The sequence below is a fragment of the Methylobacterium sp. TK31 genome, assembly GCF_055361545.1.
Genome location: NZ_CM143964.1, coordinates 2536915 through 2563417, shown reverse-complemented (window position 1 = coordinate 2563417; position 26503 = coordinate 2536915). Strand labels below are relative to the sequence as shown.

At 68.9% G+C, this 26503-nt stretch carries 31 protein-coding genes; 22 read left to right on the top strand and 9 right to left on the bottom strand.

Annotated elements, in window-relative coordinates; genetic code table 11:
- Positions 1–227: 227 nt before the first annotated feature.
- Positions 228–2282 carry a methyl-accepting chemotaxis protein gene (locus ACXJY8_RS11885; protein ID WP_463769103.1) on the top strand — a complete coding sequence of 685 codons (2055 nt, stop codon included), beginning with the start codon at positions 228–230 and terminating at the stop codon, positions 2280–2282.
- A 6-nt stretch (positions 2283–2288) separates the two neighbouring features.
- Here ACXJY8_RS11885 and ACXJY8_RS11880 read toward each other — a convergent pair whose 3' ends face one another.
- Positions 2289–2930 carry a hypothetical protein gene (locus ACXJY8_RS11880; protein ID WP_463769101.1) on the bottom strand — a complete coding sequence of 214 codons (642 nt, stop codon included), beginning with the start codon at positions 2928–2930 and terminating at the stop codon, positions 2289–2291.
- 122 nt (positions 2931–3052) lie between these two features.
- On the opposite strand from ACXJY8_RS11880, the gene ACXJY8_RS11875 reads away from it, so the two are divergent.
- Together ACXJY8_RS11875 and ACXJY8_RS11870 are read left to right on the top strand one after the other, a co-directional pair.
- Positions 3053–4537: a DEAD/DEAH box helicase family protein gene (locus ACXJY8_RS11875; protein ID WP_463769099.1), complete on the top strand. Its 1485-nt coding sequence runs from the start codon at positions 3053–3055 to the stop codon at positions 4535–4537.
- A 101-nt stretch (positions 4538–4638) separates the two neighbouring features.
- On the top strand, positions 4639–5031 hold the full coding sequence (locus ACXJY8_RS11870; protein ID WP_463769097.1) for a phage holin family protein: 393 nt from the start codon (positions 4639–4641) through the stop codon (positions 5029–5031).
- Positions 5032–5034: 3 nt separating this feature from the next.
- Here the strand turns inward: ACXJY8_RS11870 and ACXJY8_RS11865 are convergent, their stop codons facing one another.
- The 3 genes from ACXJY8_RS11865 to epmA form a co-directional block, all read right to left on the bottom strand.
- Complete coding sequence (locus ACXJY8_RS11865) at positions 5035–5484, bottom strand: Tellurite resistance protein TerB (protein WP_463769095.1); 450 nt, start codon at positions 5482–5484, stop codon at positions 5035–5037.
- Positions 5485–5600: 116 nt separating this feature from the next.
- The gene (locus tag ACXJY8_RS11860; protein WP_463769093.1) at positions 5601–6653 is read right to left on the bottom strand and encodes a lysine-2,3-aminomutase-like protein; all 1053 of its coding nucleotides are present in this window, start codon (positions 6651–6653) and stop codon (positions 5601–5603) included.
- On the bottom strand, positions 6650–7702 hold the full coding sequence (gene epmA, locus ACXJY8_RS11855; protein WP_463769091.1) for an EF-P lysine aminoacylase EpmA: 1053 nt from the start codon (positions 7700–7702) through the stop codon (positions 6650–6652). The genes ACXJY8_RS11860 and epmA overlap by 4 nt, the downstream gene beginning before the upstream one ends.
- Positions 7703–7885: 183 nt before the next feature.
- Between epmA and efp the strand changes: the two genes are divergently transcribed.
- Positions 7886–8452, top strand: coding sequence for an elongation factor P (gene efp, locus ACXJY8_RS11850; protein ID WP_056474694.1), 567 nt, complete (start codon positions 7886–7888; stop codon positions 8450–8452).
- Positions 8453–8477: 25 nt separating this feature from the next.
- Here the strand turns inward: efp and ACXJY8_RS11845 are convergent, their stop codons facing one another.
- Both ACXJY8_RS11845 and ACXJY8_RS11840 read right to left on the bottom strand, forming a co-directional pair.
- Complete coding sequence (locus ACXJY8_RS11845; protein ID WP_463780564.1) at positions 8478–9464, bottom strand: acetyltransferase domain-containing protein; 987 nt, start codon at positions 9462–9464, stop codon at positions 8478–8480.
- Positions 9464–9619 (bottom strand): hypothetical protein, encoded by a 156-nt coding sequence (locus ACXJY8_RS11840; protein WP_463769088.1) that lies wholly within the window; start codon positions 9617–9619, stop codon positions 9464–9466. Before ACXJY8_RS11840 ends, ACXJY8_RS11845 begins: the two co-directional genes overlap by 1 nt.
- Before the next feature lie 262 nt (positions 9620–9881).
- Here ACXJY8_RS11840 and ACXJY8_RS11835 point away from each other — a divergent pair, with 262 nt between their 5' ends.
- The 9 genes from ACXJY8_RS11835 to ACXJY8_RS11795 all read left to right on the top strand — a co-directional run bounded on the left by ACXJY8_RS11835 (position 9882) and on the right by ACXJY8_RS11795 (position 15440).
- Positions 9882–10388: a cold-shock protein gene (locus ACXJY8_RS11835; protein WP_463780562.1), complete on the top strand. Its 507-nt coding sequence runs from the start codon at positions 9882–9884 to the stop codon at positions 10386–10388.
- 74 nt (positions 10389–10462) lie between these two features.
- Positions 10463–10900, top strand: coding sequence for a DUF192 domain-containing protein (locus ACXJY8_RS11830; protein ID WP_463780560.1), 438 nt, complete (start codon positions 10463–10465; stop codon positions 10898–10900).
- A gap of 151 nt (positions 10901–11051) precedes the next feature.
- Complete coding sequence (locus ACXJY8_RS11825; protein ID WP_463769086.1) at positions 11052–11537, top strand: hypothetical protein; 486 nt, start codon at positions 11052–11054, stop codon at positions 11535–11537.
- A gap of 79 nt (positions 11538–11616) precedes the next feature.
- Positions 11617–12513 carry a dienelactone hydrolase family protein gene (locus ACXJY8_RS11820; RefSeq protein WP_463769084.1) on the top strand — a complete coding sequence of 299 codons (897 nt, stop codon included), beginning with the start codon at positions 11617–11619 and terminating at the stop codon, positions 12511–12513.
- 154 nt (positions 12514–12667) lie between these two features.
- A complete protein-coding gene (locus tag ACXJY8_RS11815; RefSeq protein ID WP_463769082.1) occupies positions 12668–13108 on the top strand; it encodes a response regulator in 441 nt (146 codons plus the stop codon).
- Positions 13109–13198: 90 nt separating this feature from the next.
- Positions 13199–13402: a hypothetical protein gene (locus ACXJY8_RS11810; protein ID WP_463769080.1), complete on the top strand. Its 204-nt coding sequence runs from the start codon at positions 13199–13201 to the stop codon at positions 13400–13402.
- Between the two features lie 139 nt (positions 13403–13541).
- A complete protein-coding gene (locus ACXJY8_RS11805) occupies positions 13542–14738 on the top strand; it encodes an alpha/beta hydrolase (protein WP_463769078.1) in 1197 nt (398 codons plus the stop codon).
- A 153-nt stretch (positions 14739–14891) separates the two neighbouring features.
- On the top strand, positions 14892–15092 hold the full coding sequence (locus ACXJY8_RS11800) for a hypothetical protein (RefSeq protein ID WP_463769076.1): 201 nt from the start codon (positions 14892–14894) through the stop codon (positions 15090–15092).
- Between the two features lie 171 nt (positions 15093–15263).
- Positions 15264–15440: a DUF1328 domain-containing protein gene (locus ACXJY8_RS11795; protein ID WP_003599466.1), complete on the top strand. Its 177-nt coding sequence runs from the start codon at positions 15264–15266 to the stop codon at positions 15438–15440.
- Positions 15441–15574: 134 nt separating this feature from the next.
- Here the strand turns inward: ACXJY8_RS11795 and ACXJY8_RS11790 are convergent, their stop codons facing one another.
- Entirely contained in the window at positions 15575–15793 is a 219-nt protein-coding gene (locus ACXJY8_RS11790; protein ID WP_463769073.1) for a NepR family anti-sigma factor, read from the bottom strand.
- Positions 15794–15973: 180 nt separating this feature from the next.
- On the opposite strand from ACXJY8_RS11790, the gene ACXJY8_RS11785 reads away from it, so the two are divergent.
- Positions 15974–16777, top strand: a complete 804-nt coding sequence (locus ACXJY8_RS11785; RefSeq protein WP_055953119.1) for a response regulator — start codon at positions 15974–15976, stop codon at positions 16775–16777.
- A gap of 933 nt (positions 16778–17710) precedes the next feature.
- On the opposite strand, the gene ACXJY8_RS11780 is transcribed toward ACXJY8_RS11785, so the two are convergent.
- Positions 17711–17905: a con-10 family general stress protein gene (locus ACXJY8_RS11780; protein ID WP_103709258.1), complete on the bottom strand. Its 195-nt coding sequence runs from the start codon at positions 17903–17905 to the stop codon at positions 17711–17713.
- 280 nt (positions 17906–18185) lie between these two features.
- On the opposite strand from ACXJY8_RS11780, the gene ACXJY8_RS11775 reads away from it, so the two are divergent.
- Entirely contained in the window at positions 18186–18629 is a 444-nt protein-coding gene (locus ACXJY8_RS11775; RefSeq protein ID WP_463769071.1) for a cyclic nucleotide-binding domain-containing protein, read from the top strand.
- 21 nt (positions 18630–18650) lie between these two features.
- Here ACXJY8_RS11775 and ACXJY8_RS11770 read toward each other — a convergent pair whose 3' ends face one another.
- Positions 18651–19094 carry a VOC family protein gene (locus tag ACXJY8_RS11770; protein ID WP_463769069.1) on the bottom strand — a complete coding sequence of 148 codons (444 nt, stop codon included), beginning with the start codon at positions 19092–19094 and terminating at the stop codon, positions 18651–18653.
- 218 nt (positions 19095–19312) lie between these two features.
- Between ACXJY8_RS11770 and ACXJY8_RS11765 the strand changes: the two genes are divergently transcribed.
- The 7 genes from ACXJY8_RS11765 to acuI all read left to right on the top strand — a co-directional run bounded on the left by ACXJY8_RS11765 (position 19313) and on the right by acuI (position 26485).
- Positions 19313–19954 (top strand): L,D-transpeptidase, encoded by a 642-nt coding sequence (locus ACXJY8_RS11765; protein ID WP_463769067.1) that lies wholly within the window; start codon positions 19313–19315, stop codon positions 19952–19954.
- A 50-nt stretch (positions 19955–20004) separates the two neighbouring features.
- Positions 20005–20157 (top strand): DUF3096 domain-containing protein, encoded by a 153-nt coding sequence (locus ACXJY8_RS11760; protein WP_463769065.1) that lies wholly within the window; start codon positions 20005–20007, stop codon positions 20155–20157.
- Between the two features lie 143 nt (positions 20158–20300).
- Positions 20301–22973: a pyruvate, phosphate dikinase gene (gene ppdK / locus ACXJY8_RS11755; protein ID WP_463769063.1), complete on the top strand. Its 2673-nt coding sequence runs from the start codon at positions 20301–20303 to the stop codon at positions 22971–22973.
- A 195-nt stretch (positions 22974–23168) separates the two neighbouring features.
- Positions 23169–23432: a hypothetical protein gene (locus tag ACXJY8_RS11750; protein WP_463769061.1), complete on the top strand. Its 264-nt coding sequence runs from the start codon at positions 23169–23171 to the stop codon at positions 23430–23432.
- A gap of 171 nt (positions 23433–23603) precedes the next feature.
- Positions 23604–24611: a cell wall hydrolase gene (locus tag ACXJY8_RS11745; protein WP_463769059.1), complete on the top strand. Its 1008-nt coding sequence runs from the start codon at positions 23604–23606 to the stop codon at positions 24609–24611.
- Between the two features lie 193 nt (positions 24612–24804).
- Complete coding sequence (locus ACXJY8_RS11740) at positions 24805–25392, top strand: hypothetical protein (RefSeq protein WP_463769057.1); 588 nt, start codon at positions 24805–24807, stop codon at positions 25390–25392.
- Between the two features lie 106 nt (positions 25393–25498).
- The gene (gene acuI / locus ACXJY8_RS11735; protein WP_463769055.1) at positions 25499–26485 is read left to right on the top strand and encodes an acrylyl-CoA reductase (NADPH); all 987 of its coding nucleotides are present in this window, start codon (positions 25499–25501) and stop codon (positions 26483–26485) included.
- Positions 26486–26503: the final 18 nt, after the last annotated feature.

Sequence of the window (26503 nt, the reverse complement as noted above, 5' to 3'; positions counted from 1 at the left end):
AAAGCCGGCCATCAGGTCCGCCTGCGCCGAAGCCCGGGCGAATAGCCAGGCCTCTTCCCCGGAACGCGAACCGGCGCAAACGACACCCCGTTTCAGCCAAGTCTTCGCTGTGATACTGCCTAAAAATGTGACGATTGATGAAATTTTAGAGCAAAAGACCATCGTGCAACACAACTTTTACCGGTGTTCTGGACAGTGTCTCAGCATTTCCCAGCAGGTTTCACTCCATGTTCGTCGGTTTATTCGCTTCACTTCGCGTCCGCATTCTTCTGGTTGCCCTCGCGCCGTGCCTCGCCTTCGCGATGGTCGTCGGACTTGCCGTCACGGAGCGATTGAATGCTCGCACCCGGATGGTGCACGTGCAGGATCTGGTGGGCATGGCGGGCCGCATCAGCGCCGTCGTCCACGAGGCACAGCGCGAGCGCGGGGCCTCCAGCCTCTATCTCGGCGCCAAGGGAACCCAGTTCCGCTCCGAACTCGACGCCCAGCGCCTGCGCACCGATGCCGCGCGCAAAGCCCTGGACGAGAGCAGGGCCGGCCTGGATTTCGTCGCCTACGGCGCCGGCGTCGCCCGCCGCAACGATGTCCTGACGGAGCAGCTCGCCGGAATCGGCCCACACCGCGTCGCGGTGGACGGCCTCGGCCGGACGCCGGCCCAGAACATGGCGCTCTATTCGGGCATCATCGCCAACGCCCTCGACCTCGTGCGCGAGGTCTCCCAGGTGGCCGCCAGCGCCGACCTCGCCGGCCGCATCGCCTCCTATTCGTCCTTCCTCGCCCTGAAGGAGCTGGCGGGCCAGGAACGGGCCGCCGCCTCGGCGATCTTCGGCGCCGGCCGGATCGATCTCGCCGGCCACGAACGCCTCGCGGGTCTCAGTGCCGGCCAGGCCACCTACGAATCCCTGTTCCGCCTCGGCGCCGAGCCTGCGCAGGCCGCCCTGCTCGACGCCGGCAAGGCCGCACCCGCGGCCCGGGAGGTCGATCGCCTGCGCCGCCTCGTTCTCGACACGCCCCCCGGCGCCGCGCTCGCCTTCACCGACGCCCCGGCCTGGTTCGGCCTCGCGACGCAGCGCATCGATCAGCTGAAATCCATCGAGGACCGGCTCACCACCGATCTCGGCGCGGCCGCCGGTTCCGCCCGGGCCGAGGCCGAGCAGAGCGTGATGGTCTGGATGGCCGTCGGTTTGGCGACCCTGGTCCTGTCCTGCGGGTTGGCCTTCGCCTTCGGCACGGCCATCGCCCGTCCGCTCACCCGCATCGCCGCAGCGCTCACCGCCATCGGCCGCGGCGAGGATGCCGGCACGATCCCGCAGAATGGCGCCCGCGAGGTTCGCGCCATCGCGGCGGCGGCCGTCGATTTCGAGACCAGCGTGACCGAGCGCCGGCACATCGCCGCCGAGGCCGATTACCTCAACGCGCATGCCGCGGCCGCCCGGCGCGCCGAGATGGTCGCTCTGGCCGATCGCTTCGAGGCCCGGGCCAGCGGCATCGTCGAGGCGGTCTCGGCCGCGTCCAGCCAGCTGGAGACCGCGGCCTACGCCCTGACCCAGGCCGCGAGCGACACCGCGTCCCTGAGCGGGTCGGTGGCGGCAGCCTCCGCCGAGACCGCGGCCACAGCCGATACGGTGGCGGCGGCCACCGAGGAACTCAGCGCCTCGGTGCGCGAGATCGGCAACCGGGTCGAAGCCTCGACGGCGGTGGCGAGCGAGGCCGAACGCGATGCGGGCCGGATGGCCGAGGATGTGAACCGTCTGGCGCAGGCGGCGAGCAGCATCGGCGAGATCGTCGGGTTGATCACCAGCATCGCGGCACAGACCAACCTGCTCGCCCTCAACGCCACGATCGAGGCGGCGCGGGCCGGCGAGGCGGGGCGCGGATTCGCGGTCGTCGCGGCGGAGGTGAAGAGCCTCGCGACCCAGACCGCCAAGGCCACCGAGGAGATCGGCGCGAAGGTCGCGGAGATCTCGCAGTCCACGGACGCCTCCGTGACGGCGATCGGCGGGATCATGGAGGTCATCCGCCGGCTCAGCCGGATCTCGGGCGACATCTCGGCCGCCGTGGATCAGCAGGAGGCGGCCACCCAGGAGATTGCCCGCAATACCGTCCTCACCTCGGAGGGAACGAGGGCGGTGTCCGGGCACATCGTCGGGGTCCGCGAGGCGGCCGACTCCGCCCGCAACGGTTCGTCCCAGGTCCTCAGCGCGGCGAGCGACCTTGCCCGCCAGGCCGCGGCCCTGCGCCAGGAAGTCGACGGCTTCCTGGTCACGGTCCGGGCAGCCTGATCCCGGTTAGGGGTTGGTCTTCCAGGGGTTGATGACGCGCATCGCCGTCAGCTCCGGCTTCACGGTCTGGTCGACGCTGGTCGGCATCACCTTGCGGGCCTGCGCCATCATCTTGCGGGCCTGGTCGGCCGGCATGGCGCCGACCGGCAGCATCATCGCGGCGAGCTGGTTGCGCGTCCGCCGGTCGACGAAGTCGGAACGGCCGATGCTTTCGAAGTCACGGGCGGTGTGCCGGTCGTCGGGCCGGCCAACGAAGACCTTTGCGCCCTCCTTCAACACCACGATGTCGCCTGGACGAAGCGTCTCGTCCTTCATGAAGGCCGCCGCCGGACCGGCCTTCATGTCGAGGGGCGTCTGCCGATCCGTGACCTTGATCTGCAGGGGCTCGGATTTCGGAAGCGCGGCGTAGCGGATCTTGGGACGCTGGCGCGCGGCCTTCCGGATCGAGCGACGGGCCTGCTGGTAGTTGAAGCCGGGGTCCTGCATGGGCGCGGGTGCCACTTGCTGCACCGGCCGTGCGGGCGCAAAGAGCAGGTCGAACAGGCTGCCCTCGGCGCTCTGAGCGCTCGCCGGCAGCGTGAGCATCATCAGTCCGAAAGCGGGGGCAACCACAGCGCGCGAGGCTGCGGAGAGCGGGATCGTCGGCATCGATGTCTCCGAGTGAGGCGCCCGACTGCGCGCCGAGATGACCCCTTAACAAAAGCACAACCTCAACAGTTCCAAGGTTTTCAAAAGATGGTGAGGGCTGTTCTAAGACTTCGTGAGCATGCATGCAGAGCCACGAAGAGAAAAAAATCCCTCGCCCGGCGCGTCGTCGGCTCCGCTGCCTGATGGTCGGCGCCGAGACCCTCGTTCCGCGTCCGCATCAACGTTCGGCCCGCGACGCGATCCTGGCCGCGCGTCGCGCCGGCCGGACGGGATTCCTGCTCGGCGACACGACCGGCCTGGGCAAGACCCTGTCGGTCTGGGCCGCCGTCGCGGCCATGCCCGAGCGCGAGGTGCTCATCGTCTGCCCCAAGGGCGCGATGCCGCAATGGCGGCGCACGATCGCCCTGTCGGGTCTCGGCGAGAAGGCCGTGACGCTGATCAACTACGAGCGCACCAAGGCGCTGATGGCACCGCCTCCCGCGAGCAACCGGCGCTCGACGCGAGCGAAGAACAACGTGCTCGCCCGGCACGGCACGCCGAAGCGGACCTGGCCGCTGGTGGTCTTCGACGAGAGCCACCGGCTCCGGAATCCATACGCGCAGCAGAGCCTCGTCTGCCGTCAGATCGCGGAAGCGGCCGCCTTCACGATCTATCTCAGCGCCACCGCCGGTCAGGCCCCGCACGAACTGTCCTATCTCAGCCGCCTGCTGGGCGAGGCGGCGGGCCAGCCGACCGCGACCCTGGCGGAGTTCCGCGGCCTGATGCAGGGCCTCGGGATCGGACGAGCCAAGGGCCGCTGGACCAACTGGTCCTGGCAGGCGAACCCGCGCGACTGCACCGTGATGGCCGACCTGCTGTTCAAGGGACCAGGCGCGATCGGCCTGCGCCGGCGCCCCGGCGATATCGCCGGCTGGCCCGAGGTGCAGCGCGCCTTGAGCGCGGTCGCGCTCAGCCCGCCGGAGCGCCGGCTCTACGACGCGACTTGGCGCGAGTTCCGGCGGGAATGGGGCCTCCTCGGCGGCAGCACCCGCAAGCCGGTGGGCTGGGCGGCGGATTTGCGCTTCCGCCAGAAGGCCAGCCTGCTCCGAGTCTCCGGCACCACGGCCTTCGCCGACCTCCTGATGGAGGACGGCCACGCGGTCGCGATCTCGGTCGCCTTCCTGGAGACGGCGGCCGCTCTCGTCGAAGCCCTGCGGGCGGCGGGATGGCGCGCCGACGCGATCACCGGCACGCAATCGGGCGAGGCCAACGAGGCGGTGCGCCTCGCCTTTCAGACCGGCGCCCTCGACGCGGTGGTTTTCACGGTGACGGAATCGATCTCCCTGCACGCCCAGGAAATGCCGGAGGGCGACAAGCCCCGCGCACTCATCGTCCACGACCTGCGCCACAGCGCGATCCAGCTCGCGCAGATCGAGGGCCGCTGCCACCGGGACGGCCAGCAGGCGACGATCTACTACGCCCTCGCGGAGGGTACGGTGGAGGAGAGCATCGCGGCCACCGTCGTCGGCCGCATGGCCTCGATGGACGCGATGGCGGGCGAGGACACCACGCTCATCGACGCGATCGCCCGGGCCATCGCCGAGGTTCAGGCCGGCGAGGCGGCCTAGGCGAATCGCGCCCGCCTGGAACGGGATCGTACCGCCACGGTTGTGGCCTCGGGGTTCCGTGTTCGCGGAGCCCACCCCGATGACGAAGAGGACCCGACCCGATGGCACGACCGACGCCGAGCCTTGCCCGCCTGATCAGCGAGGGCCTGCGCCATGGCGGCGACCTCGTCGGACAGGAACTCGAGCTGATGCGCCGGGAGACCGACGGGAACATCCGGGCGATCCTCGGCCTCGTCGCCCGGTTCGGGACCGCGCTCACCCTGGTGGTCGCCGCCCTGGTCATGCTGTTCGTCGCGCTGGTGAAGGGGATCGCTGCCCTGATCGGATCGGAGATCCTGGCGGCGCTGATCGTCGGGGCGCCCTTCGCCGCGATCGCCCTCGTCCTGATGGTGCTGGGCCTACGCCGGATGGACCGCTCCAACCTGCTGCCGCGCCGCTTCGAGCGCCAGGTGGAGAAGGACGCCGCCCTGGTGACCGGCCGCGTCGCCGACTGAGCCTCAGGCCTTGTGCGCCGTGCCGAGGAGCGCGTCCTTGTCGACGCCGAGCGCCGCGGCGATCTCGGCCAGGGCGGCGTGCTCCGGTTCGCTGATCCCGGCCTGATCGGCGACATCCGCGGCGATGAGGAACACGCTGGTGCGCTGGCCGATCTCGCGCTCGGCGATGGCGGCGACGAAGTTCAGGTTCTCGGCGCGGCCGGCGCGGGTGCGGGCGCGGGCGATCCCCTCGAACAGCTCGGCCTCCAGCTTCAGGGTGTCGTAGCCGCGCTCGAGAATCGGGTTGGCGCGCATGCCGGCCAGCGCCGCCTCGATCTCCTCCTCGTCGATCTCGTAATCCGCCAGGATGACGTTGGCCGAGGCCGAGACCGCCGCCTCCATCAGCGGCCTGTCGCCGAGATAGGCGCCCATGGTCTGGGAGAAGCGCCCGACGAACTCCTGAAACACACCCATCCCGATCCCCGAAGATCTCGCCAAAGGGGGGCTCGGGTCCCGCTGGACCGCCCCGCCATACGGTTTTGGTATCAAAAGCTTGACGCCGGAGGCGTGTCAACGCACGGGGCGGCGCCTCAAGAGCGGCGCAACCCGGGCAGATAATCGTGGACGGCGCCCTGCGGATCGGTCACGCGCCACCCGGTCCCCGATTTCTCCAGGTAGTCGGGCCCGGCCGGGACCTTGCCGTGTCCGCCGGGGATATCGAGCACGTAGAGCGGCTGGGCCAGACCCGAGAGGCGTCCGCGCAGGGACCGGACGAGGTCGCGGCCGGCGGCGAGCTCGGTACGCAGGTGGCCGGTCCCGGGGGCGAGGTCGCCGTGATGCAGGTAATACGGCTTGATCCGGTTCTCGACGAAGCGCCGCATCAGCAGTGACAAGGTCTCCGGATCGTCGTTGATCCCGGCGAGCAGCACGGTCTGGCTCACCATCGGGATGCCGGCATCGACGAGACGTGCCACCGCCGCGCAGGCCGCCGGCGTGAATTCCCGCGGATGGTTGGCGTGCAGCGCCACGAATACCGCGCCGGCGAACTGCTTGAGGGCGGCGATGAGATCCGCGTCGACCGTGTCCGGGGCCACCACCGGAACCCGGGTGTGGAAGCGCAGAACCCGCACGTGCGGGATCGCCGCGAGCGCCGCAGCGATCTGGCCGAGCCGGCGCGGAGCCAGCGCGAAGGGGTCGCCGCCCGTGACCACCACCTCCCAGATCTCCGGCCGCTCGGCGATATAGGCGAAGGCCCGGGCGAGTTCGGCTTCGCTCAGGGTCCCGAGTCCTTCCGGCCCGACCATCTCGCGACGGAAGCAGAACCGGCAATAGACCGGGCAGACATGCAGCGGCTTCAAAAGCACCCGGTCCGGGTAGCGGTGGACAAGACCGGGCAGGGGACTGTGGGCCGCATCGCCGATCGGGTCGGCCTCCTCCTCCGCCCGGGTCACCAATTCCTCGGCCCGGGGCAGGAACTGCCGGGCGATCGGGTCCGCGGGATCGTGCGGGTCGATCAGGTCGGCCATGTCGGGCGTGACCGAGACGGCGTAGCGCGCCGCCACCGCCTCCAGCGCGGCGAGATCGCCGGGGGTCGCGAGCCCGGCGCGGACGAGGTCGGCCGGCCGGCGCAGGGACGCGCTCATCGCACGGCCCCCGCCACCGGCGTCCAGAGCACGTCCTCGATGTGGCGCGCATCGGTCGCCAGCATCACGAGGCGGTCGAGGCCGAGGGCGATGCCGCTCGCTTCCGGCATCACCGCCAGGGCGTCGAGAAAATCCTCGTCGATCGGATAGCTCTCGCCGTAGACGCGCGCCTTCTCGGCCATCTCCAGGTTAAAGCGCCGCCGCTGCTCCTTCACATCGGTCAGTTCGCCGAAGGCGTTCGCGAGCTCGACGCCGCAGGCATAGAGCTCGAAGCGCTCGGCCACGCGCGGATCGCTCGGGCTCGGTCGGGCCAGGGCCGCTTCGCTGACGGGATACTCGTACAGGATGGTGGGGCGCCCGAGCCCGAGATGCGGCTCGATCCGCGCCACCAGCACCCGGCTGAACAGGTCGGCCCAGGTGTCGTCGGCCGCGACCCTGAGCCCCGCCCCGGCCACGGCCGCCGCGAGCCCGTCGCGATCGGTCGCGCCGTCGCGGTCGACGGTGGCGAGGAGGTCGATCCCGGCCCGCTCGGCGAAGGCCTCGGCCAAAGTCACGCGCTCGAACGCCGCGAACGGATCGGCCGTGCGGCCCCGATAACGCAGCGCCGAAACGCCGGCCGTCTCGGCGGCGAGCGCCAGGAGATCGGCGCCGTCGCGCATCAGCGCGGTGTAGTCGGCCCCGGCCCGGTACCATTCCAGCATCGTGAATTCCGGGTGATGCAGCGGCCCGCGCTCGCGGTTGCGGTAGACGCGGGCGAAGCTGACGAGGCGCGGCTCGCCGGCGGCCAGGAGCTTCTTGCAGGCGAATTCCGGCGAAGTGTGCAGGTAGAGCGGGAGCCGCGATCCGTCCGGACCCAGAGCCTCGGTAGCGAAGGCGGAGAGATGCGCCTCGTTGCCCGGCGACACCTGCAGGGCGGCGGCCTCGACCTCGACGAAGCCGGCCGCCGCGAAATGCGCGCGGAATGCCGCGACGATGCGGTTGCGCGCCATCAAGGCCGGCCGGCGGTCGGCGTGACGATGGGGCGCCCACCAGGGGGAGGGGGTGTTCATGCGGCGAGCTTTGCGACCTGCTTCAGACCGGAAATCGAAGACTCGGGAGTGCCGTCTCGCGGTGCGACTGGCAACGGTGGCGCGGATAGGTTAGTGGCGGGACCAAGATGTCGCTCCCGCGGAGAGATCCGCGTCGGGGCGCCAAGTCCGTTTTTCCCAACGAACACAGCAGGACCAGACCCCGTGAAGGTGATCGCCTCTACGCTCCGCAAGGGCAACGTCGTCGACAAGGATGGCAAGCTCTACGTCATCCTGACGGTCGAGAACATCCACCCCGGCAAGGGCACTCCGGTGACTCAGCTCGACATGCGCCGCATCACCGATGGCGTGAAGGTGTCCGAGCGCTACCGCACCACAGAATCGGTCGAGCGCGCCTTCGTCGAGGACCGGGAGCACACCTTCCTCTACGAGGACGGCGAGGGCTTCCACTTCATGAACCCCGAGAATTACGATCAGGTCGCGATCCCGAAGGACGTCGTCGGCAGTGCCGCGCCGTACCTGCAGGAAGGCATGGCGGTGATGGTCTCGACCCATAACGGCGTGGCGCTGACCCTCGAGCTGCCGCAGCGCGTCGTGCTCGAAGTCACCGAGACCGAGCCGGCGATGAAGGGCCAGACGGCCTCCTCGTCCTACAAGCCCGCGATCCTCTCCAACGGCGTGCGCACCGCGGTGCCGCCGCACATCGCCGTCGGCACCCGCGTGGTGATCATGACCGAGGACGGCTCCTACGTGGAGCGCGCCAAGGACTGAGGGACGCTCGGGAACGGAGGCCGGCTCACGGTGCCGGCGCCGTTCCCTCCGCCGCCTCGTAGCAGCCCTGCGACAGCGCCTGGGCCCGCAGGCGCTCCTCGGCGGTGAAGCTGCGCGGCTTGTCCGCCCAGAGATTCTCCCGGCGGAAGGCATCCGAGACGCAGGCCGCCGCCCGGCTGCAGGCCTCGGCCTCTCCGCCGGTGGCGACACAGTTGCGCAGGTAGACGGCCCGGAACTCGGCCACCCCCGCCTGCGGGTGCGGCCCCGTGAGGCTGACGACCCCCGTGAGCAACGCCATCAGCACCGGCTGGTGGACGAGGTAGATCGCCAGGCTGTGACGCCCGGCCCAGGCGAGCCCCCGCGTCGTCGCCCCGGCGGGCGACCAGCCCGCGAGGCGCGAGCGGCGAAAGGCGGCCAGGCCGTAGAGGGCCGCCGCGACGCCGATGAGGACCAGCCCGAACCAGGGAAACAGCGGGACGTAGTCGTTGGTCTGCGGCGTACCGCGCCCGAGGCCGACGAAGGACAGGGCGGGAGCGTCGAGGATACCGCCCGAGATCAGGTGCGGGCCGGCCAGCACCAGCGCCGCACCGAGGATGGCGACCCAGCCCGGCAGGATCCGCACGAACGGCAGGGCCAGCACGCTCGAGACCGCGATGCAGTGCAGGATTCCGAAGAAGATGTAACTCGACGGATCGGTGATCAGGGTGGCGACGGTGACGAGACCCGCCGCGCCGGCGATCCGGGCCAGCCGCAGGAGGAACGGGCGCGCCGCGAAACGCTCGCTATTCATCAGGACGAGGCCGATGCCGACGAGGATCAGGAAGCTCCCCGCGATGCCGTGTGCAGCGAGCCGGCCCGGCGGGGTCAGCGCATAATTCTCGGGCGTGAGCCGCAGGGCACCGAGATCCCAGGTCGCATGATAAAGCGCCATGGCCACGAGGGCGACGCCGCGCGCGGCATCGAGGATCGCATACCGGGACCGGGGTGCGACGGATGTGGAAGGCGGGCGCATCATCGCGCAGCCCCTAGCATCGTTCGTCCGTCGTCGCGACGCCGCACAATTCTCGGCTTGGCGCAGGCGCTTTCCGCTGCGATGCCTAACAATTTTTGACCGACACCTGCAGCGGCATAAAAATTCATCAAGCTCAGCGCGAGGTTGCGCTGCACTCCCATGCTCCGGGCTGTTGCCCGCGAACCGCCCTGCCGAACAATGCGGCATCGAAGTCCGGCGCCGATCGCCAAACGGGCTTCCGCCGAGTCATGACTTTGTTAATCTCTCGTGCGGGTCGCGTGACGTGATTCGGTGTGGGTTGCTTACATGTCTGACGATTTCGGTTCAGGCCCGCTCGGGCGTCGTTCGTCGGGAGAGCAGGACGACAACCGCGCCGTCGAAGGCCAGGGCGCCGAGGCGCAACGGCCGCTCGACCTCATGGAGGTTTCGGGCCGGATCAAGTGGTTCGACGTGGCCAAGGGCTTTGGCTTCATCGTGCCCGACGACGGCTCGGCCGACGTCCTCCTGCACATCACCTGCCTGCGCCGGGACGGTCATCAGAGCGCCAGCGAGGGCGCGCGCGTCGTGGTGGAGGCGACGGAGCGGCCCCGCGGCTGGCAGGCTTTCCGGGTCATCTCCCTCGACCAGTCGACCGCGCTCCACCCCTCCGAACTGCCGCTGCCGCGCACCCACGTCACCGTGACGCCGACCAGCGGCCTCGAGACCGCGGTGGTGAAATGGTTCAACCGCCTGCGCGGCTTCGGCTTCCTGAGCCGCGGCGACGGGACGCCGGACATCTTCGTTCACATGGAGACGCTTCGTCGCTACGGGATCGCCGAACTCAAGCCGGGCGAGACCGTTCTGGTCCGCTACGGCGATGGCTCCAAGGGCAAGATGGCCGCCGAAGTCCGGCTGCTCGACGGTGCGCTGCCCGCCTCACATTGACGGATGGTCCGGTGGTTACGCGACGTTTGATCAACTGGCGCGCAGGGTTTCGCGCGCTCCTCGCCCTTGCCCTGATGGGCCTGATCCTCTCTCAGCAGGCGGCCGCGCAGGACGCGGCCTCCGGGCCCACCGAGCCCCTGAGCATCGTCGGACGCGAGGGGCGCCATGTCTTCGCCGTCGAGGTGATGCGCACCGATGCGGAGCGCTCGCGCGGCCTGATGTATCGCCGCAGCATGGCGCCCGACCACGGCATGCTGTTCGACTTCCAGGCCTCGGCGCCCGTGGCCATGTGGATGAAGAACACCTACCTGCCCCTCGACATGCTGTTCATCCGCGCCGACGGCACCATCGCCAAGATCGCCGCTGATACCGAACCGCTCTCGACCAAGGTCATTCCCTCGAACGAGCCGGTTCTTTCCGTGCTCGAACTCAATGCCGGGACGGCGGCGCGGCTTCGCATCCATGCCGGGGATCGGGTCGAACACGCATTGTTCGAACGGAAGGCCCGATAGGCGGCGCTTCATCGGCAACTTTTCGGCTTTCTCGAACACACCGAGAACAAAGGCTTGACGCTGGTCAGGTTTGCCACCACTGTTCCCTCAATGTTCTGATCCATTTCGGGACGGCCAAACGGCCGATCGAAGCTGGCGACGAGGGGACATCATGTTCGACCTGCCTCTGGACGACGCGTGCCCGACCACTCAGGTCCTGTTCGAGAACGCGGATTGGCGCGTGGCTCTCGACGGCCTGGAGCATCGCGAGACCGGCTACTTCATCGCCCGGGACGCGATCGCCATGCGGCGAGGCGATCTCTGGGAATGGCCGATGCACGTGGCGGAGAAGAGCTGGTGCACGCCGCGCAGCTTTCGCGAGGCGTTCCTCGCGGCCGTGGCCGCCTTCGGCGTCGCACCGGACGCCGGCCTTTCCCAATCCTTCGCGGTAGCCTTCGGGCTCGTGTCGGGAGCAGGCACGCGCCGGAGCGATGCGGGCTTCGTCGCCCTCGGCGATCTCGTCCGGTCGAAGCCGGTGAATTCCGGGGTGGCCCGGAAGCGCAATCCGGCGGGCGAGTTCCGGCTCGCGGCGCGGCGCATCGGCTCGGCGGCCGATCCGCGGGCGAGCGAGGCCGTGCGCCAGCGCGTCGCCCTCTGAGGCTGTTCGGCGCGGGCCGATGCCCTAGCTTCTCGGGCGCGATCCTCGGATCGTCCCTTCGGATCGCCCCGGGAACGCCATGTCGAACACGTCGGACCACCGCCCTGACGACGCACCGCTCGACGGTCTCGACGGGCTCCTGACGCCTCCCTTCTCCCGGCGCGGCTTCGTGATGACGAGCCTGATGACCGGCCTGACCCTCGCGACGAGCGCCGTCGAGGCGCAGGTGATCCGGACCGATGCCGAGGGCATCGAGGCCGGCGAGGTGAAGATCCCGGCCGCGGACGGGCCGATGCCGGGATACCGAGCCATGCCGAAGGGGGAGGGGCCGTTCCCCGTCATCCTCGTCATTGAGGAGATCTTCGGCGTCCACGACTACATCAAGGACATCTGCCGCCGCCTCGCCAAGGCCGGCTACTGCGCCGTCGCCCCGGAGCTTTACGCCCGACAGGGCGATCTCTCGACCATGACCGATGCCAAGGTCATCATCCGCGACATCATCTCGAAGACGCCGGACGCCCAGTGGATCGCCGATCTCGATGCCGCGGCGAGCTGGGCCGTCTCGGCCGCGTACGGCGATCCGGCGCGGATCGGCACGATGGGCTGGTGCCGCGGCGGGCGCGGCGTCTGGCTCTATGCCGCCCACCGCAAGGACCTGAAGGCGGGCGTCGCCTGGTACGGACCGGTCGGCGGCGAGCACACGGAGATCCAGCCGCGCACGGGCCTGGACGTGGCGGCCGAGATCAACGCGCCGCTCCTGTGCCTCTACGGCGGGGCCGATACGGGCATTCCGGTCCGGCACGTGGAAGCGGCGCGCGACAAGGCGAAGGCCGCCGGCAAGTCGGTGGAACTCGTCGTCTATCCCGACGCACCGCATGGATTTCACGCGGATTATCGGCCGAGCTACCGTGAAGCCGATGCCAAGGATGGTTGGTCCCGCGCCCTAGCCTTTCTGAAGTCCCACGGTGTTGGCTAAAAAGCTCGCGAAAGCGTGACACCGAAAGCACAACGGCGCCGTGCGGCGTCGGTTCGGGGCTATTGGTCGGTTCGGCCACATTGACAGCTTCGAGCCTCCGTGGCGCAAGATTGCACTTGGCCCGCCGTTCTGGCCCGAAGAGCGTACCGGACCCATGAGTGCTGTGATCCCGTCTGACTCACGACCCGTGATCCTCGTCGTCGAGGACGAGCCAGACGAGCGCTTCCTCGCGGCCGAGCTTCTGGAAGAAACCGGCTTTCGGGTGATCGAGGCCGAGACGGCCGAGCGCGCCCTCGCGATCCTGAACGACCGGGGCGACGAAGTCAGCGTCGTCTTCTCCGACGTGCGCACGCCCGGTCCGATCGGCGGGTTCGAACTGGCCCGCATCATCGGGGTGACCTGGCCGCGCGTCCGGGTCCTGCTGACCTCGGGCGATGCCGGCGACCAGCCGAGCGACCTGCGCGTCTCGGCAACCTTCATTCCGAAGCCCTGGCGCGCCGCCGATATCCTGGCTTGGGTCGAGGAGGCGGCCGGCCGCGCGGATGGGGGAGCCTCCGGACCGGACGTCATCGGCTCGCCGGTTCAGGGCAATTAAATTATCATAGATCAAGGGAAACTTCGGGTCGCGAGCCCGTTGACCGTTGTCCCATGATCGAGAGGCCGAGCAATGGCCCGAAAGCCGACGATGAACTTTGCCCAAACGGTCCGCGCTGAGCGCCCGGATGAAGCCTGGTCATCCCTCACCGGCCTTTCGGACGAGAGGATGCTGCAGACTCTCGGGAGCAGCCTACGCGACACCTACGTTTCGGTGACCGATGCGGATCAGCCCAGTGATCTGATGCGCCTCGCGGCGATGATCGACGCCCGTCGCAACCAATCCAACCACTGAGAGCCGCATTCCGGCGCCCAAGTGCGGCGGGAATACCGCACTCAGGCGCTCCGGATTACCGTATGGTCCGGATCGTCTCTGATCCGTGCTTCGTGAGGACTGGCCTCCGAAGCTCACGGGCTGCGCCATCGGACTGTCCATGCGTTTCCATTCGAGTCTCGGCGCCGCTGCATGGGGCCTCGTCGCGTTGCTGGCATCGGTCCCACCGGCCGCCGCGGCCGCCCCACCGAACCAGCCCGCCGAGGGCCCCGGCGGTATCGGCGACCGCGCGGCGACCATCGTGAAACGCGGCCTCGGCAAGGTCGGGGCCGGCAGCTTCGTGTTCTACAAGGCGGGCGCGGCGCCGGCCGAGGGTCGCCCGGTGGTCGTCTTCCTGCATGCCTGGGGCGCGTCCAATCCGCAGGCCTATGGCGGCTGGATCGATCATCTTGCCCGCTCCGGAGCGCTCGTCGTCTTCCCGCGCTTCCAGGACCTCAATCGGACGCGCCCGTCGGAGGCGAGCGCCATCGCCGAGCGCATCCTCAAGTCGACGCTGTCCGACCTGGCGAGCGACGCCGACGCCAAGCCCGACCTGAAGCGGGTCGCGGTCATCGGCCACTTGGCGGGCGCTCCTATCGCCGCCAATATCGCGGCCGACGCCGCCGAGCAGGGCCTGCCCACGCCGCGCCTGATCTTCGCGATCATGCCGGGCGGTATCGCCAGCGATGCCCGCGCCCGCGGCATCGTCCTGCATGACCTTGCCCGGATCGCGCCCGAGACCCTGGTCATCACCGTCATCGGCGACCGCGATGCCCGCGCGGCCGACCTCGCAGGGCGTCGACTCCTGCGGGAAGCCAGCGCCGTGCCGAGCGAGCGCAAGCTCTTCGTGCGCGCCCTCTCGGACGATCACGGCTTTCCTGCCCTCGCCGCCACGCTGACCTCGCCCGCCGCCGTGGACGCGACCTACGACGGCGCAGCGATCAAGCTGCCGCCGGAGCCGCCGCGCGATCCGAAGCAGCCGACGCCGCCCTTCAAGTGGTCGCCCGACATGGCGCTCACGGGTGAGCAGACCACCCTGGTCTCACAGATCAACAATGCCCGCGCCGACAGCCTGGATTACTTGGCCTACTGGAAGACCTTCGATCTCGCCGCGAGTGCCGCCTTCGCCGGGACCGATGCCACCACGCTGAAGGGCAATCCGCGCTTCAGCGACATGGAGCGCTGGGCCGACGGCTGGCCGGTCAAGCGACTTGTCGTCGAATCGGTGCGCGCGCCCGCGGCGCATCCGGCCACCCCGGCCGCGGCTCCGACCGCCGGCACGCCCCACCCGAAGCCTGCCTCGGCGCGCCGCCCCTGAACGGGACGGGCGTCGGCTTCGGCCGATGGGTAAACCCAAGTCGCGCCGGTGAAATCGGGGGCTCGCTGCCCGAGGTCACCTTCCAGAACGCCGGCTCGAAAAGGCTGGCGCAAGCCTTGCCTTGTCGAGTCCGGGTCCACCGGACGCGCCGCCATGCCCGATTTCATCGCCCTGCTCGCCGCCTCCGCGCTGTTCTGCGGTGCGCTGATCACGCTGAATGGGCTGACGCGCCTGCTGCTTCAGGTACACGGGTCCGTCGGCGACCTGTCGGAGAACGGTTTCGCCCAGTACGGCCTCGCGCTGGCCGTTGCCGGTCTCGCCTGGCGGCGGGCCACGCGGCGCAAGGCCGTCTGATCTCGGCCCTTGGCCGTTCCACCGAAAAAGTAGAGTCAAACCCCGGCTTCGGCGCCTGCGGAAAACGTGGCAATCCTGTGGCCGGCACAGGAACCGTCGACCTAACTTGGCGTTATGCTGTCATGAGGTCGCAGCCGATGCTGCACCGTACTTGATGAAGGGTTGAGTCACATGCTCGGATGGGCCGTAACGTTCCTGGTCGTCGCCCTCGTCGCGGCGCTGCTTGGTTTCGGTGGTATCGCCGGCACGGCGATGGAAGCCGCGAAGCTTGTGTTCTTCGTCGCCATCGTTCTGTTCGCCATCTCGGCCGTCATCGGCCTGATGCGCGGCCGTTCGCCGACGCTCTGACACGGGGCGGCATCTGCCGACCACCTGAGATACGAAAAGGGCCGCTCGCGATGAGCGGCCCTTTTTCCTTGTCGTCCCGCGAGACCGCAGCGTAGCCCCGATGGTGCGCGAATCGTTGCGAGGAATGCTCAGGCTTAGGGGTCGGAACCCGGCGTCGAGACGTCGAGCTTCGCAATCAGGTCGCGAAAGCGATCCGGCACCGGCTGCTGCACGATGGTGTCGTACATGGCCCGGAGATGATGCCCGATCCGCTTCTGGGTATGATCGCTCAGGCCTTGCCCGGACACAAAGCTGTCTGCCTTCGGGTCGGGCTCCTCGGGTGAGGAGCCGGGACCCGGTCCGTTATCGTCCATACTTCGGTCCCCTTGGATGTCGACAAGCGACATCGCCGCGATTGTTTTGCGGCTTCACATAGGCCATGGCTGCACCTGCAACGCTGCTATGAACAATCGGTTCCCGGCCGGCGGAACGGAGCCCTGCATCCCGCGTTGTGGCGGAGGCGCCCGAGAGAACGGCAAAGCCAAGGGGATATAATGTCGACAGCTCAACTCGTCGTTCAGCATCTGCCGTACCTGCGCCGTTATGCGCGGGCGCTGACCGGCAGCCAGGTTGCTGGCGACGCCTACGTGGCGGCCACGCTCGAGACCCTGGTGAACGAGCCCGAAACGCTCGGTCGCAGCTCGAATGTGAAGGCCGATCTCTTCCGCGTCTTCACCCGCATCTGGAATTCGCTTTCGGTGAACGGCCAGAGCGAGCAGGTTCAGCACGATCTTCCGGCGGAGGTCCGCCTCGGCCAGATCACGCCGCTGCCGCGCCAGGCCTTCCTGCTTTCCTGTCTCGAAGGCTTCTCGGAAGAGGATGCCGCGATCATTCTCGACGTCGACGTCAGCCAGGTCCGCGATCTTGTGGACGAGGCCGGGCGCGAACTCGCGGCTGACATGGCGACCGAAATCCTGATCATCGAGGACGAGCCTCTGATCGCGATGGACCTCGAGGCGCTGGTGGAAGGCCTTGGCCACAACGTCATCGGCGTCGCGCGCACCCGCACCGAAGCGATCAAGATTGCCTCCGGCGGCACCCGTCCAGGCCTGATCCTGGCCGACATCCAGCTCGCGGACGGCAGCTCCGGCCTTGATGCGGTCAACGACCTCCTGAAGACCTTCGAAGTGCCGGTGATCTTCATCACCGCCTATCCGGAGCGCTTCCTCACCGGTGAGCGGCCGGAGCCCGCCTTCCTCATCGCCAAGCCGTTCCAGCCGGCGAACGTGTCGGCGGTGATCAGTCAGGCCCTGTTCTTCCAGCAGAGCGCCCGTCGCCGCGAGGCGAAGTCCGCCTGATCCGCGCCCGATCCGGCGCGCCGTATCTCCGCATCACCAAACGCGAATGAACCCCGGTCGAGAGGCCGGGGTTTTTTCGTGACTAAACTGGCAGGAACGACAGGCTGAATCGCGGACACAAAAAAACGGGTCGGAAATCATCCGACCCGTCGAAAGGTTCCGGCCAATGCACAAGGGGAATGCGGGGGAGGACCAGGCGGCCGGGTGCTGGATCAACGACAGGCAGCCAGTACGGTTCCGGCCGACGACCCGTCTCCCCCAATTTTTCCCTTCGGCGATGCATTTTCGCCACGTCGTGAGGCTGTGCAGCCTGCAGAGGGAATCGATCAAGAGAATGCGATTCAATTCCGTAAGGACTGGATATCCAGTTCAGAAGGGTTAAGGAACCGTTGTTTTCGATCCGCGTTGACCGGACAACCTGTCAAGCTCTGCGCGGAGATTACGACAATGTCCCGGTCTGGCTTTTTTCTCAGCGTGAGTGGACCGGCCGCCATCTTGACGATGCTGATACAGCCGACCGTGCGCGAAGCCGCCGATCAGTGGGTACCTTCGACAAAGCCGGCCGTCGTGATGTCCTCGCAGGATACTTCCGAGGTTCGTGTCGTTCCGGCAACGTCCGGCCATGTCCATCTGGCCTCAGTGCCGAACGCATCGCCCCGGCCCGCGCCCGCCGCGCCGGCCCTGGGTCGGACCGCGAGCGACAAGGAAATGCCCCGCATGCGCAAGCCTCTTCAGGAGGGATGCGAGCGCTCCATCAGCTCCCTGGCCGGACCGGAGGCGCGTCGCATGGTTCCGGGCCGTTGCATGACCTGATCCGAGGCCCGTTCGCCGACGCCAACGAAAACGCCCCGTCCAGCCGGACGGGGCGTTTTCGTTGGGGGACGACAGGAAGAGAAGGCGCGCGGCCGGTCGGGCCGCGCGCCTTGAACGATCCTACTCTTCGCCGGGACGGCCGGAGCCGCTCGACTGGCCGCCCTTGCGGCCGGCATTCGAGGCCAGTTCGCGATCCTGCGAGAAGGAGCGCTTCTCAGCCGGTACGCTGCGACCGCCCTTGCTCGCGATTTCCCGCTGCCGTTCGAGGTCCATCGATGCGAAACCTCGCTTCGAGGTGGAATTTCCTGATGCCATCAGCGCCTCCTCAGCTTTGCGTTCACTGCCAAGACAACCTTTGCCAATATCGATGGTTCCTCATCTGATGGCTGAGCGAGCAGTCGCTGCCTTCAAGATTGGCGATTAATTTAAGCTTAACCGTTAGATTTGGCGGCTCGCTTCACGGGGCCGGGCGGACCGGAGCCTCCGGCCGACGGATGCCCGATGCCCGGGTCTGGACAAAGGCGTCGCGACCCGCATTGGATGCGCGAGGATCGTGCCGTGCCCGGAGGGACGTCGCGCCACTGGAGCCCGTCCCATGACCCTCGAGACCGAGGTTTCGTCCCTGCGCCAGGTGCCGCTGTTCCGCGGCGTCGAGCCGTCGCGCCTCAAGCTCCTGGCCTTCACCAGCGAGCGTGTGCATTTCGAGGCCGGCCAGCAGCTCTTCGCCCGGGGCGATGCGGCCGACGCCGCCTACCTGCTCCTCGAAGGCTCGGCGGAAGTCTCCATCGACGGACCTCAGGGTCCGTTCCGGCTGGCCCTCCTCGGCGCGAATGCCCTTGTGGGCGAGATGGGCATCCTCGCCGATCAGCCGCGCTCGGCCACCGTCGCCGCCGTGGACCCGGCCATGGCCCTGCGGATCGACCGCACCGTCTTCCTCGAACTGCTGGCGCAGTTCCCGCCCATCGCCATCGCGGTGATGCGCGAACTGGCGCTCCGGCTCGAACAGACCAACCAGCAGCTCGCCCAGAGCCAGGGCTGACGCGCCCGGGGTGACCGCCCGTCAGGGCTCCGGATAGGCGATGAATTCCATCAGCGAGCCGTCCGGGTCGCGGAAGTAGAGGCTGATTCCGGCACCGGCCGCTCCGTTGCGCTCGACGGGGCCGAGCTCCACGGGGACGCCGAGCGACGCGAGGTGGTCGGCCGCCTGCTCGATGGTGCCGGACCAGCGAAAGCAGAGGTCGCTATTGCCCGGCATCACGGGATGCTTGGCCAGCGGAGTCGCGCTCACGCCCGGTCCATGCACGTTCAGCTGCACGCCGCCGAACCGGTAGGCGAAGGCCGAACCCCGCGGAATGATCTCGGCCCCCATCACGTCGCGATAGAAGGCGTTCGAGCGCTCCCAATCGGTGACGTGGATGACGCAATGGTCGAGGTGCACCGCCGGAGCGAGATCCGCCAGGGCCGCGCCGGCATCGATCTCGGAAAGCACCTGCGTGTCGACCATCTTGGCTCGCACCCTGAGGCCCATGGCGGCCCGGGCCGATCATGGAACCCCGGCGCGACCGATGCAATGCGCGCGGCGAAGACGGGTTTAGCGGTCCCCGCTGAGCCCACCCATACGCGACAGCCTCACTGCGGCGGGAATGACACAACGTCGGCGGCCCGGGAGCGGTAGTCAGGGGGCAGAGCCGTCGTCCGACGCGTCGAAACGTGGAGCTGTCCATGCCGTCCCGCCGCCTAGCCCTCGGCCTGATCCTGATCGCACCCCTCGCGGCGTGCCAGTCGCGCGGCCCCGTGAACCTGGCGCAGGACGACGAGGCGGCCTGGTACACCGGCACGATGCCGGACAAGCCCTACGACGTGCCGCTGGTCGACAAGACCCGGCTCGACCCGAAGTATCGCCGGCAGGTGGTGCGCTACACCGGGCCGGAGAAGCCCGGCACGATCGTGGTCGACATCGACAACCGCCAGCTCGCCCTGGTGCAGGAAGACGGCACGGCCGTGCAGTACGGCGTCGGCGTCGGCAAGCTCGGCTTCTCGTGGAAGGGCCAGGCCCGGGTCGGGCGCAAGGGCGTCTGGCCGGACTGGAGCCCGACCACCACCATGGTCTCCCTCAACCCGGACCTGCCGCGCACCCGCAAGGGCGGCGTCGACAATCCCCTCGGCGCCCGCGCCCTCTATCTCTACCAGGGCAACCGCGACATCCTGTTCCGCATCCACGGCACCAACGAGCCCTGGAGCATCGGCGAGCAGATGTCGTCGGGCTGCGTGCGTATGCTCAACGAGGACATCGTCGATCTCTACGAGCGCGTGCCCGTGGGAACGCAGGTCCTGGTCAAGCGCAACGGGAAGTACCGCGTCTGAGGCGGGCCCGCCCCTCGGACAGATCTTGAACCCGTGCCGGAGCGCGCGCCATGACCATCACGATCTCCAGCCTCCAGCCCGTCATCGCTCTGGCCGCCGGGGTGCTGATCCTCATCGTGCCGCGATTGCTGAACTTCATCGTGGCGATCTACCTGATTCTCGTCGGGCTGATCGGCCTCGGGGTCTTCCGCTCGCTCGGCTGACCGGCGGCTCCGTTACAGCGGGGCCGAACCGTCACGCTGTCCCCGCCTGGAAGACCCGTTCATCTTGCGTTGCAGCAAGAGATGGTCCAACCCGCCGTGTTAGGCATGGGGCAGTGTTCACTCCTGCAAGCGGACGGATACAGATGGGCAAGTGGGTCTACTCCTTCGGTGACGGCAAGGCCGAGGGCCAGTCGTCCATGCGCAACCTCCTGGGCGGGAAGGGCGCGAACCTCGCGGAGATGTCGAATCTCGGCCTTCCGGTTCCTCCCGGCTTCACCATCACGACCGAAGTCTGCACCTATTATTACGATCACGGACAGCGCTATCCGGAGGAGCTGAAGAGCGAGGTCAAGGCCGCCCTCGACGCCGTCGGCGCGCTCACCGGCCGCGGTTTCGGCGACCCGGCCAACCCGCTCCTCGTCTCGGTCCGCTCGGGCGCCCGCGCCTCGATGCCGGGCATGATGGACACTGTGCTGAACCTCGGCCTGAACGACGTCACCGTCGAGGCCCTGGCGCAGGGCGCCGGCGATCCGCGCTTCGCCTACGATTCCTACCGCCGCTTCATCACCATGTATTCCAACGTCGTCCTCGGCGTGGAGCACCACGCCTTCGAGGAGGCGCTGGAGCACTACAAGGAAGGCAAGGGCGTCAGCCTCGACACCGAGCTCGGGGCCGAGGACTGGAAGCACCTCGTCGGCAAGTACAAGGCCATCGTGAAGGCCGAGCACGGCTCGGACTTCCCGCAGGCGCCGGAGGATCAGCTCTGGGGCGCCATCGGCGCGGTGTTCGATTCCTGGATGATCCCGCGTGCCAAGAAGTACCGTGAGCTGAACAACATCCCGGAGAGCTGGGGCACGGCCGTCAACGTCCAGGCCATGGTGTTCGGCAACATGGGCGACACCTCGGCCACCGGCGTCGCCTTCACCCGCAACCCGTCCACCGGCGAGCGCGCCCTCTACGGCGAGTTCCTGATCAACGCCCAGGGCGAGGACGTGGTGGCGGGCATCCGCACCCCGCAGGACATCACCGAGAAGGCCCGCATCGAGGCGAAGTCCGACCGCCCCTCGATGGAGCTGGCGATGCCCGACTCCTATGCCGAGCTGGTGCGGATCTACGGCCTCCTCGAGAACCATTACCGCGACATGCAGGACATGGAGTTCACCATCGAGAGCGGGAAGCTCTGGATGCTCCAGACCCGCAACGGCAAGCGCACGGCGAAGGCGGCCCTGCGGATCGCCGTTGATCTCGCCGCCGAAGGCCTGATCACCGAGGAGGAGGCGATCGGCCGCGTCGAGCCCGCTGCCCTCGACCAGCTGCTGCACCCGACCATCGACCCGAAGGCCGAGCGCAAGGTCATCGCCTCCGGCCTGCCGGCCTCGCCGGGCGCCGCCACGGGCGAGATCGTCTTCAACTCCGAGGATGCCGAGGCCGCCCGCAAGGCCGAGCGCAAGTGTATCCTCGTGCGCGTGGAGACCTCGCCCGAGGACATCCACGGCATGCACGCCTCCGAGGGCATCCTCACCACGCGCGGCGGCATGACCAGCCACGCGGCCGTGGTGGCCCGCGGCATGGGCAAGCCCTGCGTGTCGGGCGTCGGCTCGATCCGCGTCGACTACAAGGCCGGCACCCTCTCGGTCGCCGGCACCACCCTGAAGGCCGGCGACAAGATCACTATCGACGGCTCGACGGGTCAGGTCCTCCTCGGCGAGGTCGCGATGCTGGAGCCCTCCCTGTCGGGCGAGTTCGCCACCCTGATGGGCTGGGCCGACAAGGTGCGCACCATGAAGGTCCGCACCAATGCCGACACCCCGACCGATGCCCGCGCGGCGCGCAACTTCGGCGCCGAGGGCATCGGCCTGTGCCGCACCGAGCACATGTTCTTCGAGGGTGACCGCATCGTCGCCGTGCGCGAGATGATCCTCGCCGACGACGTCGAGGGCCGCCGCGCGGCGCTGGCCAAGATCCTGCCCTACCAGCGTCAGGACTTCGTCGAGCTGTTCACCATCATGTCGGGCCTGCCCGTCACGATCCGGCTGCTCGATCCGCCGCTGCACGAGTTCCTGCCGCACACCGACGAGGAGGTGCGCGACGTCGCCACCAGCACCGGCGTGTCGGAGGACAAGCTGCGCCGCCGCATGACGGAGCTGCACGAGTTCAACCCGATGCTCGGCTTCCGCGGCTGCCGCCTCGCCATCGCCTTCCCGGAGATCGCCGAGATGCAGGCGCGGGCCATCTTTGAGGCCGCCGTCCAGGCCGCCAAGGAGACCGGGGCCCCCGTCACCCCGGAGGTGATGGTGCCGCTCGTGTTCACGAAGATGGAGTTCGACATCGTCAAAGCGCGCATCGACGCCATGGCGAAGGCAGTCGCTGCTGAAACCGGCAGCATCGTTGATTATCAGGTGGGCACGATGATCGAGCTGCCCCGGGCAGCGCTGCGGGCCGGCGACATCGCCGAGACCGCGGAGTTCTTCTCCTTCGGCACCAACGACCTGACGCAGACGGCCCTCGGCATCTCCCGCGACGATGCCGCGACCTTCCTCGGCGCCTACACCCAGAAGGGCATCCTCGCGGCCGACCCCTTCATCAGCATCGACCAGGAAGGCGTCGGCGAGCTCGTGCGAATCGGCGTCGAGCGCGGCCGTGCGGTCCGCCCCGACATCAAGCTCGGCATCTGCGGCGAGCACGGTGGCGATCCCGCCTCGGTGGCCTTCTGCCAGGAGGTCGGCCTCGACTACGTGTCGTGCTCGCCCTACCGGGTGCCGATCGCCCGCCTCGCGGCAGCCCAGGCCGCCCTGGCCGCGAAGGCCGCCAAGTAGGGCCCGGACGCCCCAGCGAATCCCCGTCCGGGGCGGCCCCGCGCCGCCCCGGACGCGGGCGAAACGACCTGTTCAACAAATTGTCGAAAACGCGGCGAACCGATGACGCGCGGGTACGTTCAGTGCTAGTGCCAAACCGTTGCGCGCAGGCAAGCCTGCTCACAGGGGCGGCAGCCAACGCGTGGGATCGCCGGTATGAACGACACCAGCCCACCTCCTCTGCTCCTCAACGAAAATTCCGTCGCCGTCCCGCTGCCGCGGGTGATGCAGCAGGCCTACCTTTGGGTGGTGGCCGGCATCGGCGGCGTGGCCACGGTGGCCCTCTTCGTCTTCGCCGTGGCGACACAGAGCGGGGCGGATGCCGAGCGCATCGCCGGCGCCCAGGAGAGCCGGGGCTCGAGCCTCGCGACCCTCGTCGGAAACCTCGCAGCGACGCACGGGCGCCCCGGCGCGCTCTGACGCCGGCGCTTAACCGCTCCGCAACCATACCGCACGATAGTCGACCGTGACGGCCGCTCCCGCGCCTCGGCGGGCCTGGTGGCCAGAGCGTTTGGCATCCTGGTGCGGGTCTGTTGCGTGGGTACGAAACGGTTACGGCGCGCGTCGCATCTTCGCTGGCTCAGTGCCGCGATGACCCCGTGGGCGGCCGGCATCGGCCTGCTCGTTTCCTTCACGGCCACGGCCGGCACCGACATGGCACCCGGTGCCGCAGGGCGGGCCGCCGGGACCGGCCACCTCCTGGCGACGGCCTCGCCGGGTGCACGCCTCGCCGGAACCGAAACCCGCTCGCACGCCCCCCACCGGGTCTATACCCGCGGCACCGCCGAGGGCCTGCCGGCGCTCGAAGGCCGGGATGACGCGCTGATCGTCAAGACGAGCCTCGCGGACCCGAGCAGCGGGCTGCTGGAATCCGGCTCCACGACTTGGAATCCCGATCTCGATGCCGGTTTCGTGCCGGCCCCCGAGCTCGGCCTGGACCGGGGCGGGGAGGGCGATGGACCGGTGATCGTCGTGGAGGACGGGGCGACGCCCGCGATTCCCCGCGCCGAGGCCCTGTCCTCGACCACGCCGGCCCCGGCGGACGCGACCCCGATCGAGATCGCCGCCGCGAGCCTCGCCTTTCCCGGCCTGTCGCCGCGCGGCTCCCAGGCGGACGGGGCCACGCCGGGAGCGGCGGCGCCGCCCGACGTGGCGCGCCACCGCTACGCCGACCTGATCGGCCCGGACGCCATGGACCGCGAGCAGCGCTGCCTCGCCGAGGCGGTGTATTTCGAGGCCCGCAGCGAATCCGAGGAGGGACAGGCCGCGGTGGCCCAGGTCGTGCTCAACCGGGTGAAGAGCGGCCTCTATCCCAGCAACGTCTGCGGCGTGGTCTACCAGAACCGGCACCGCTACATGGGCTGCCAGTTCTCCTTCGCCTGCGAGGGCAAGTCGCTGCGCATCACCGACGGGCCGTCCTGGCAGAACGCCACCCGCATCGCGAGCGCGGTGATCGAGGGACGCACCTATCTGAGCGAGGTCGGCGGTGCGACCCACTACCATGCGGACTACGTGAAACCCGGCTGGTCGCGCCGGCTGAAGAAGATGGACGTCATCGGCCGGCACATCTTCTACCAGCTCAAGCGCGGACGAACCTGATTTTCTCGACAGTTCCGCGGGATTTTACCTAAGCATTGAAACTTCTAAGTAGTCCTAAGCTTGGGTTAATTTTACCTTGAGTCTCGATACAGCTTGATCGAGCGGCAACTTGGCGGCCTCTGGAACGTCGAGATGCGCGCGGGCTTTGCGCGCCATCCCGTCCTGTACAGCGTCTCGAGCCGAGGAACCCGTCATGACCACGCCGGTCGCAGCCCGTATCAGTCTCGCCGCCATCGCCGGCGCCGTCATCACCCTTTCCTCCGCCCAGGCCGGTGGCTGCGGCGGCGCCGAGTGCTACCGCCACGTCAACACGCCCCCGGTCTACGGCGCGGTGTCCGAGCGGGTCCTGGTCCGCCCAGCCGAGACCGTCTACCGCACGGTGCCGCCGGTCTACGACACCGTCTCGGAGCGGGTGCTCGTGGCGCCGGGCGGCCGCGTCTGGCAGACCCGCCGCGACGCCTACGGCGAGCTGATCGGCTGCTGGGTCGACGTGCCGCCGCAATACGCCGTCCGCCGGCGCCGCGTTCTCGTGCAGCCGGCGCAGACGATTCCCGAGACGATCCCGCCGGAATACGCAAGCGTCCGCCGGCGCGTCCTCGTCCAGCCGGCCCGCTCCGGCTGGGTCCCGGCCAATTACGGCCAGGGCGGCTACCCGGGCGCCTTCGGCCCCAGCCTCGCCGCCGGCTCGCTCCCCGATGCCTTCGGCATCACCGGCGCCAGCTCGGCCGATGTCGGCGTCGGCCTCGGCTTCTCCTCGGGCAGCATCTACGACGGCTACTGAGCCGGCAGCCGCGCACGACCGTCGGCCCCGGACGCTCCCCGCGTCCGGGGCCGCTTGATTCGGACCGCCGGTGCCACACCTCAGACCCGTGAGCGGGAGGTGTGCCATGGGTCGGTTCAAGGCTTGGGTCGTCGAGAAGACCGAGACGGGACAATCCCTCGCCTTCAGGGATTTCGACGATGCCGACCTGATGGAAGGCGACGTCACCGTCCGGGTGACCCACTCCACGGTGAACTACAAGGACGGGCTGGCGATGACCGGCACGTCGCCGGTGGTGCGCCGCTTCCCCATGATCCCCGGCATCGACTTCGCGGGTTTCGTCGAGACCTCGGACCATCCCGACTACGAGCCCGGCGACGCGGTGGTGCTCACCGGCTGGGGCGTCGGCGAGACCCATCTCGGGGCCTATTCCCAGCGCGCGCGGGTCAACGGCGATTGGCTGGTGCCGCTCCCGGAGGGCCTGAGCCCCGCCCAGGCTATGGCGATCGGGACCGCCGGATACACCGCGATGCTCTGCCTGATGGCCCTCGACCACCACGGGGTGGGCCCGGCGCAGGGTCCGGTCCTGGTGACCGGCGCTTCCGGCGGCGTCGGCTCGGTCGCGGTCGCCTTGCTGGCCCGGGCCGGCTGGCACGTCATCGCGTCCACCGGCCGCGATTCGGAAACCGAGTACCTGCGCGGCCTCGGCGCCGCCGAGATCCTCGACCGCGCGGAGTTGAGCAAGCCCGGCAAGCCGCTGGGAAAGGAGCGCTGGGCGGCGGCGGTGGACGCCGTCGGTTCGGTCACCCTCGCCAACGTCCTGGCCGGGACCAAGGCGGACGGCGCGGTCGCGGCCTGCGGCCTGGCGCAGGGTATGGACCTACCGACCTCCGTGGCGCCCTTCATCCTGCGCGGGGTCTCGCTGCTCGGCATCAACAGCGTGACCACGCCGCAATCCAAGCGCCGGGCGGCTTGGGGTCGCCTCGCCCGGGAACTCGACCACGACAAGCTCGCGGCGATGACCCAGACGGTGCCGCTGGCGGGCGTCGACGCGGTGGCGCGGGCGATCCTCGAGGGCCAGGTCCGCGGCCGTACGGTGGTCGAGGTCGCCTGAGCGCGATGGAACGCCCGG

Bases quoted from the DNA above. Each gene is read 5' to 3' on its own strand.
- ACXJY8_RS11885 (WP_463769103.1), top strand. From the start codon at position 228: ATGTTCGTCGGTTTATTCGCTTCACTTCGCGTCCGCATTCTTCTGGTT.
- ACXJY8_RS11880 (WP_463769101.1), bottom strand. From the start codon at position 2,930: ATGCCGACGATCCCGCTCTCCGCAGCCTCGCGCGCTGTGGTTGCCCCC.
- ACXJY8_RS11875 (WP_463769099.1), top strand. From the start codon at position 3,053: ATGCAGAGCCACGAAGAGAAAAAAATCCCTCGCCCGGCGCGTCGTCGG.
- ACXJY8_RS11870 (WP_463769097.1), top strand. From the start codon at position 4,639: ATGGCACGACCGACGCCGAGCCTTGCCCGCCTGATCAGCGAGGGCCTG.
- ACXJY8_RS11865 (WP_463769095.1), bottom strand. From the start codon at position 5,484: ATGGGTGTGTTTCAGGAGTTCGTCGGGCGCTTCTCCCAGACCATGGGC.
- ACXJY8_RS11860 (WP_463769093.1), bottom strand. From the start codon at position 6,653: ATGAGCGCGTCCCTGCGCCGGCCGGCCGACCTCGTCCGCGCCGGGCTC.
- epmA (WP_463769091.1), bottom strand. From the start codon at position 7,702: ATGAACACCCCCTCCCCCTGGTGGGCGCCCCATCGTCACGCCGACCGC.
- ACXJY8_RS11845 (WP_463780564.1), bottom strand. From the start codon at position 9,464: ATGCGCCCGCCTTCCACATCCGTCGCACCCCGGTCCCGGTATGCGATC.
- ACXJY8_RS11835 (WP_463780562.1), top strand. From the start codon at position 9,882: ATGGAGGTTTCGGGCCGGATCAAGTGGTTCGACGTGGCCAAGGGCTTT.
- ACXJY8_RS11830 (WP_463780560.1), top strand. From the start codon at position 10,463: ATGGGCCTGATCCTCTCTCAGCAGGCGGCCGCGCAGGACGCGGCCTCC.
- ACXJY8_RS11825 (WP_463769086.1), top strand. From the start codon at position 11,052: ATGTTCGACCTGCCTCTGGACGACGCGTGCCCGACCACTCAGGTCCTG.
- ACXJY8_RS11820 (WP_463769084.1), top strand. From the start codon at position 11,617: ATGTCGAACACGTCGGACCACCGCCCTGACGACGCACCGCTCGACGGT.
- ACXJY8_RS11815 (WP_463769082.1), top strand. From the start codon at position 12,668: ATGAGTGCTGTGATCCCGTCTGACTCACGACCCGTGATCCTCGTCGTC.
- ACXJY8_RS11810 (WP_463769080.1), top strand. From the start codon at position 13,199: ATGAACTTTGCCCAAACGGTCCGCGCTGAGCGCCCGGATGAAGCCTGG.
- ACXJY8_RS11805 (WP_463769078.1), top strand. From the start codon at position 13,542: ATGCGTTTCCATTCGAGTCTCGGCGCCGCTGCATGGGGCCTCGTCGCG.
- ACXJY8_RS11800 (WP_463769076.1), top strand. From the start codon at position 14,892: ATGCCCGATTTCATCGCCCTGCTCGCCGCCTCCGCGCTGTTCTGCGGT.
- ACXJY8_RS11795 (WP_003599466.1), top strand. From the start codon at position 15,264: ATGCTCGGATGGGCCGTAACGTTCCTGGTCGTCGCCCTCGTCGCGGCG.
- ACXJY8_RS11790 (WP_463769073.1), bottom strand. From the start codon at position 15,793: ATGGACGATAACGGACCGGGTCCCGGCTCCTCACCCGAGGAGCCCGAC.
- ACXJY8_RS11785 (WP_055953119.1), top strand. From the start codon at position 15,974: ATGTCGACAGCTCAACTCGTCGTTCAGCATCTGCCGTACCTGCGCCGT.
- ACXJY8_RS11780 (WP_103709258.1), bottom strand. From the start codon at position 17,905: ATGGCATCAGGAAATTCCACCTCGAAGCGAGGTTTCGCATCGATGGAC.
- ACXJY8_RS11775 (WP_463769071.1), top strand. From the start codon at position 18,186: ATGACCCTCGAGACCGAGGTTTCGTCCCTGCGCCAGGTGCCGCTGTTC.
- ACXJY8_RS11770 (WP_463769069.1), bottom strand. From the start codon at position 19,094: ATGGTCGACACGCAGGTGCTTTCCGAGATCGATGCCGGCGCGGCCCTG.
- ACXJY8_RS11765 (WP_463769067.1), top strand. From the start codon at position 19,313: ATGCCGTCCCGCCGCCTAGCCCTCGGCCTGATCCTGATCGCACCCCTC.
- ACXJY8_RS11760 (WP_463769065.1), top strand. From the start codon at position 20,005: ATGACCATCACGATCTCCAGCCTCCAGCCCGTCATCGCTCTGGCCGCC.
- ppdK (WP_463769063.1), top strand. From the start codon at position 20,301: ATGGGCAAGTGGGTCTACTCCTTCGGTGACGGCAAGGCCGAGGGCCAG.
- ACXJY8_RS11750 (WP_463769061.1), top strand. From the start codon at position 23,169: ATGAACGACACCAGCCCACCTCCTCTGCTCCTCAACGAAAATTCCGTC.
- ACXJY8_RS11745 (WP_463769059.1), top strand. From the start codon at position 23,604: ATGACCCCGTGGGCGGCCGGCATCGGCCTGCTCGTTTCCTTCACGGCC.
- ACXJY8_RS11740 (WP_463769057.1), top strand. From the start codon at position 24,805: ATGACCACGCCGGTCGCAGCCCGTATCAGTCTCGCCGCCATCGCCGGC.
- acuI (WP_463769055.1), top strand. From the start codon at position 25,499: ATGGGTCGGTTCAAGGCTTGGGTCGTCGAGAAGACCGAGACGGGACAA.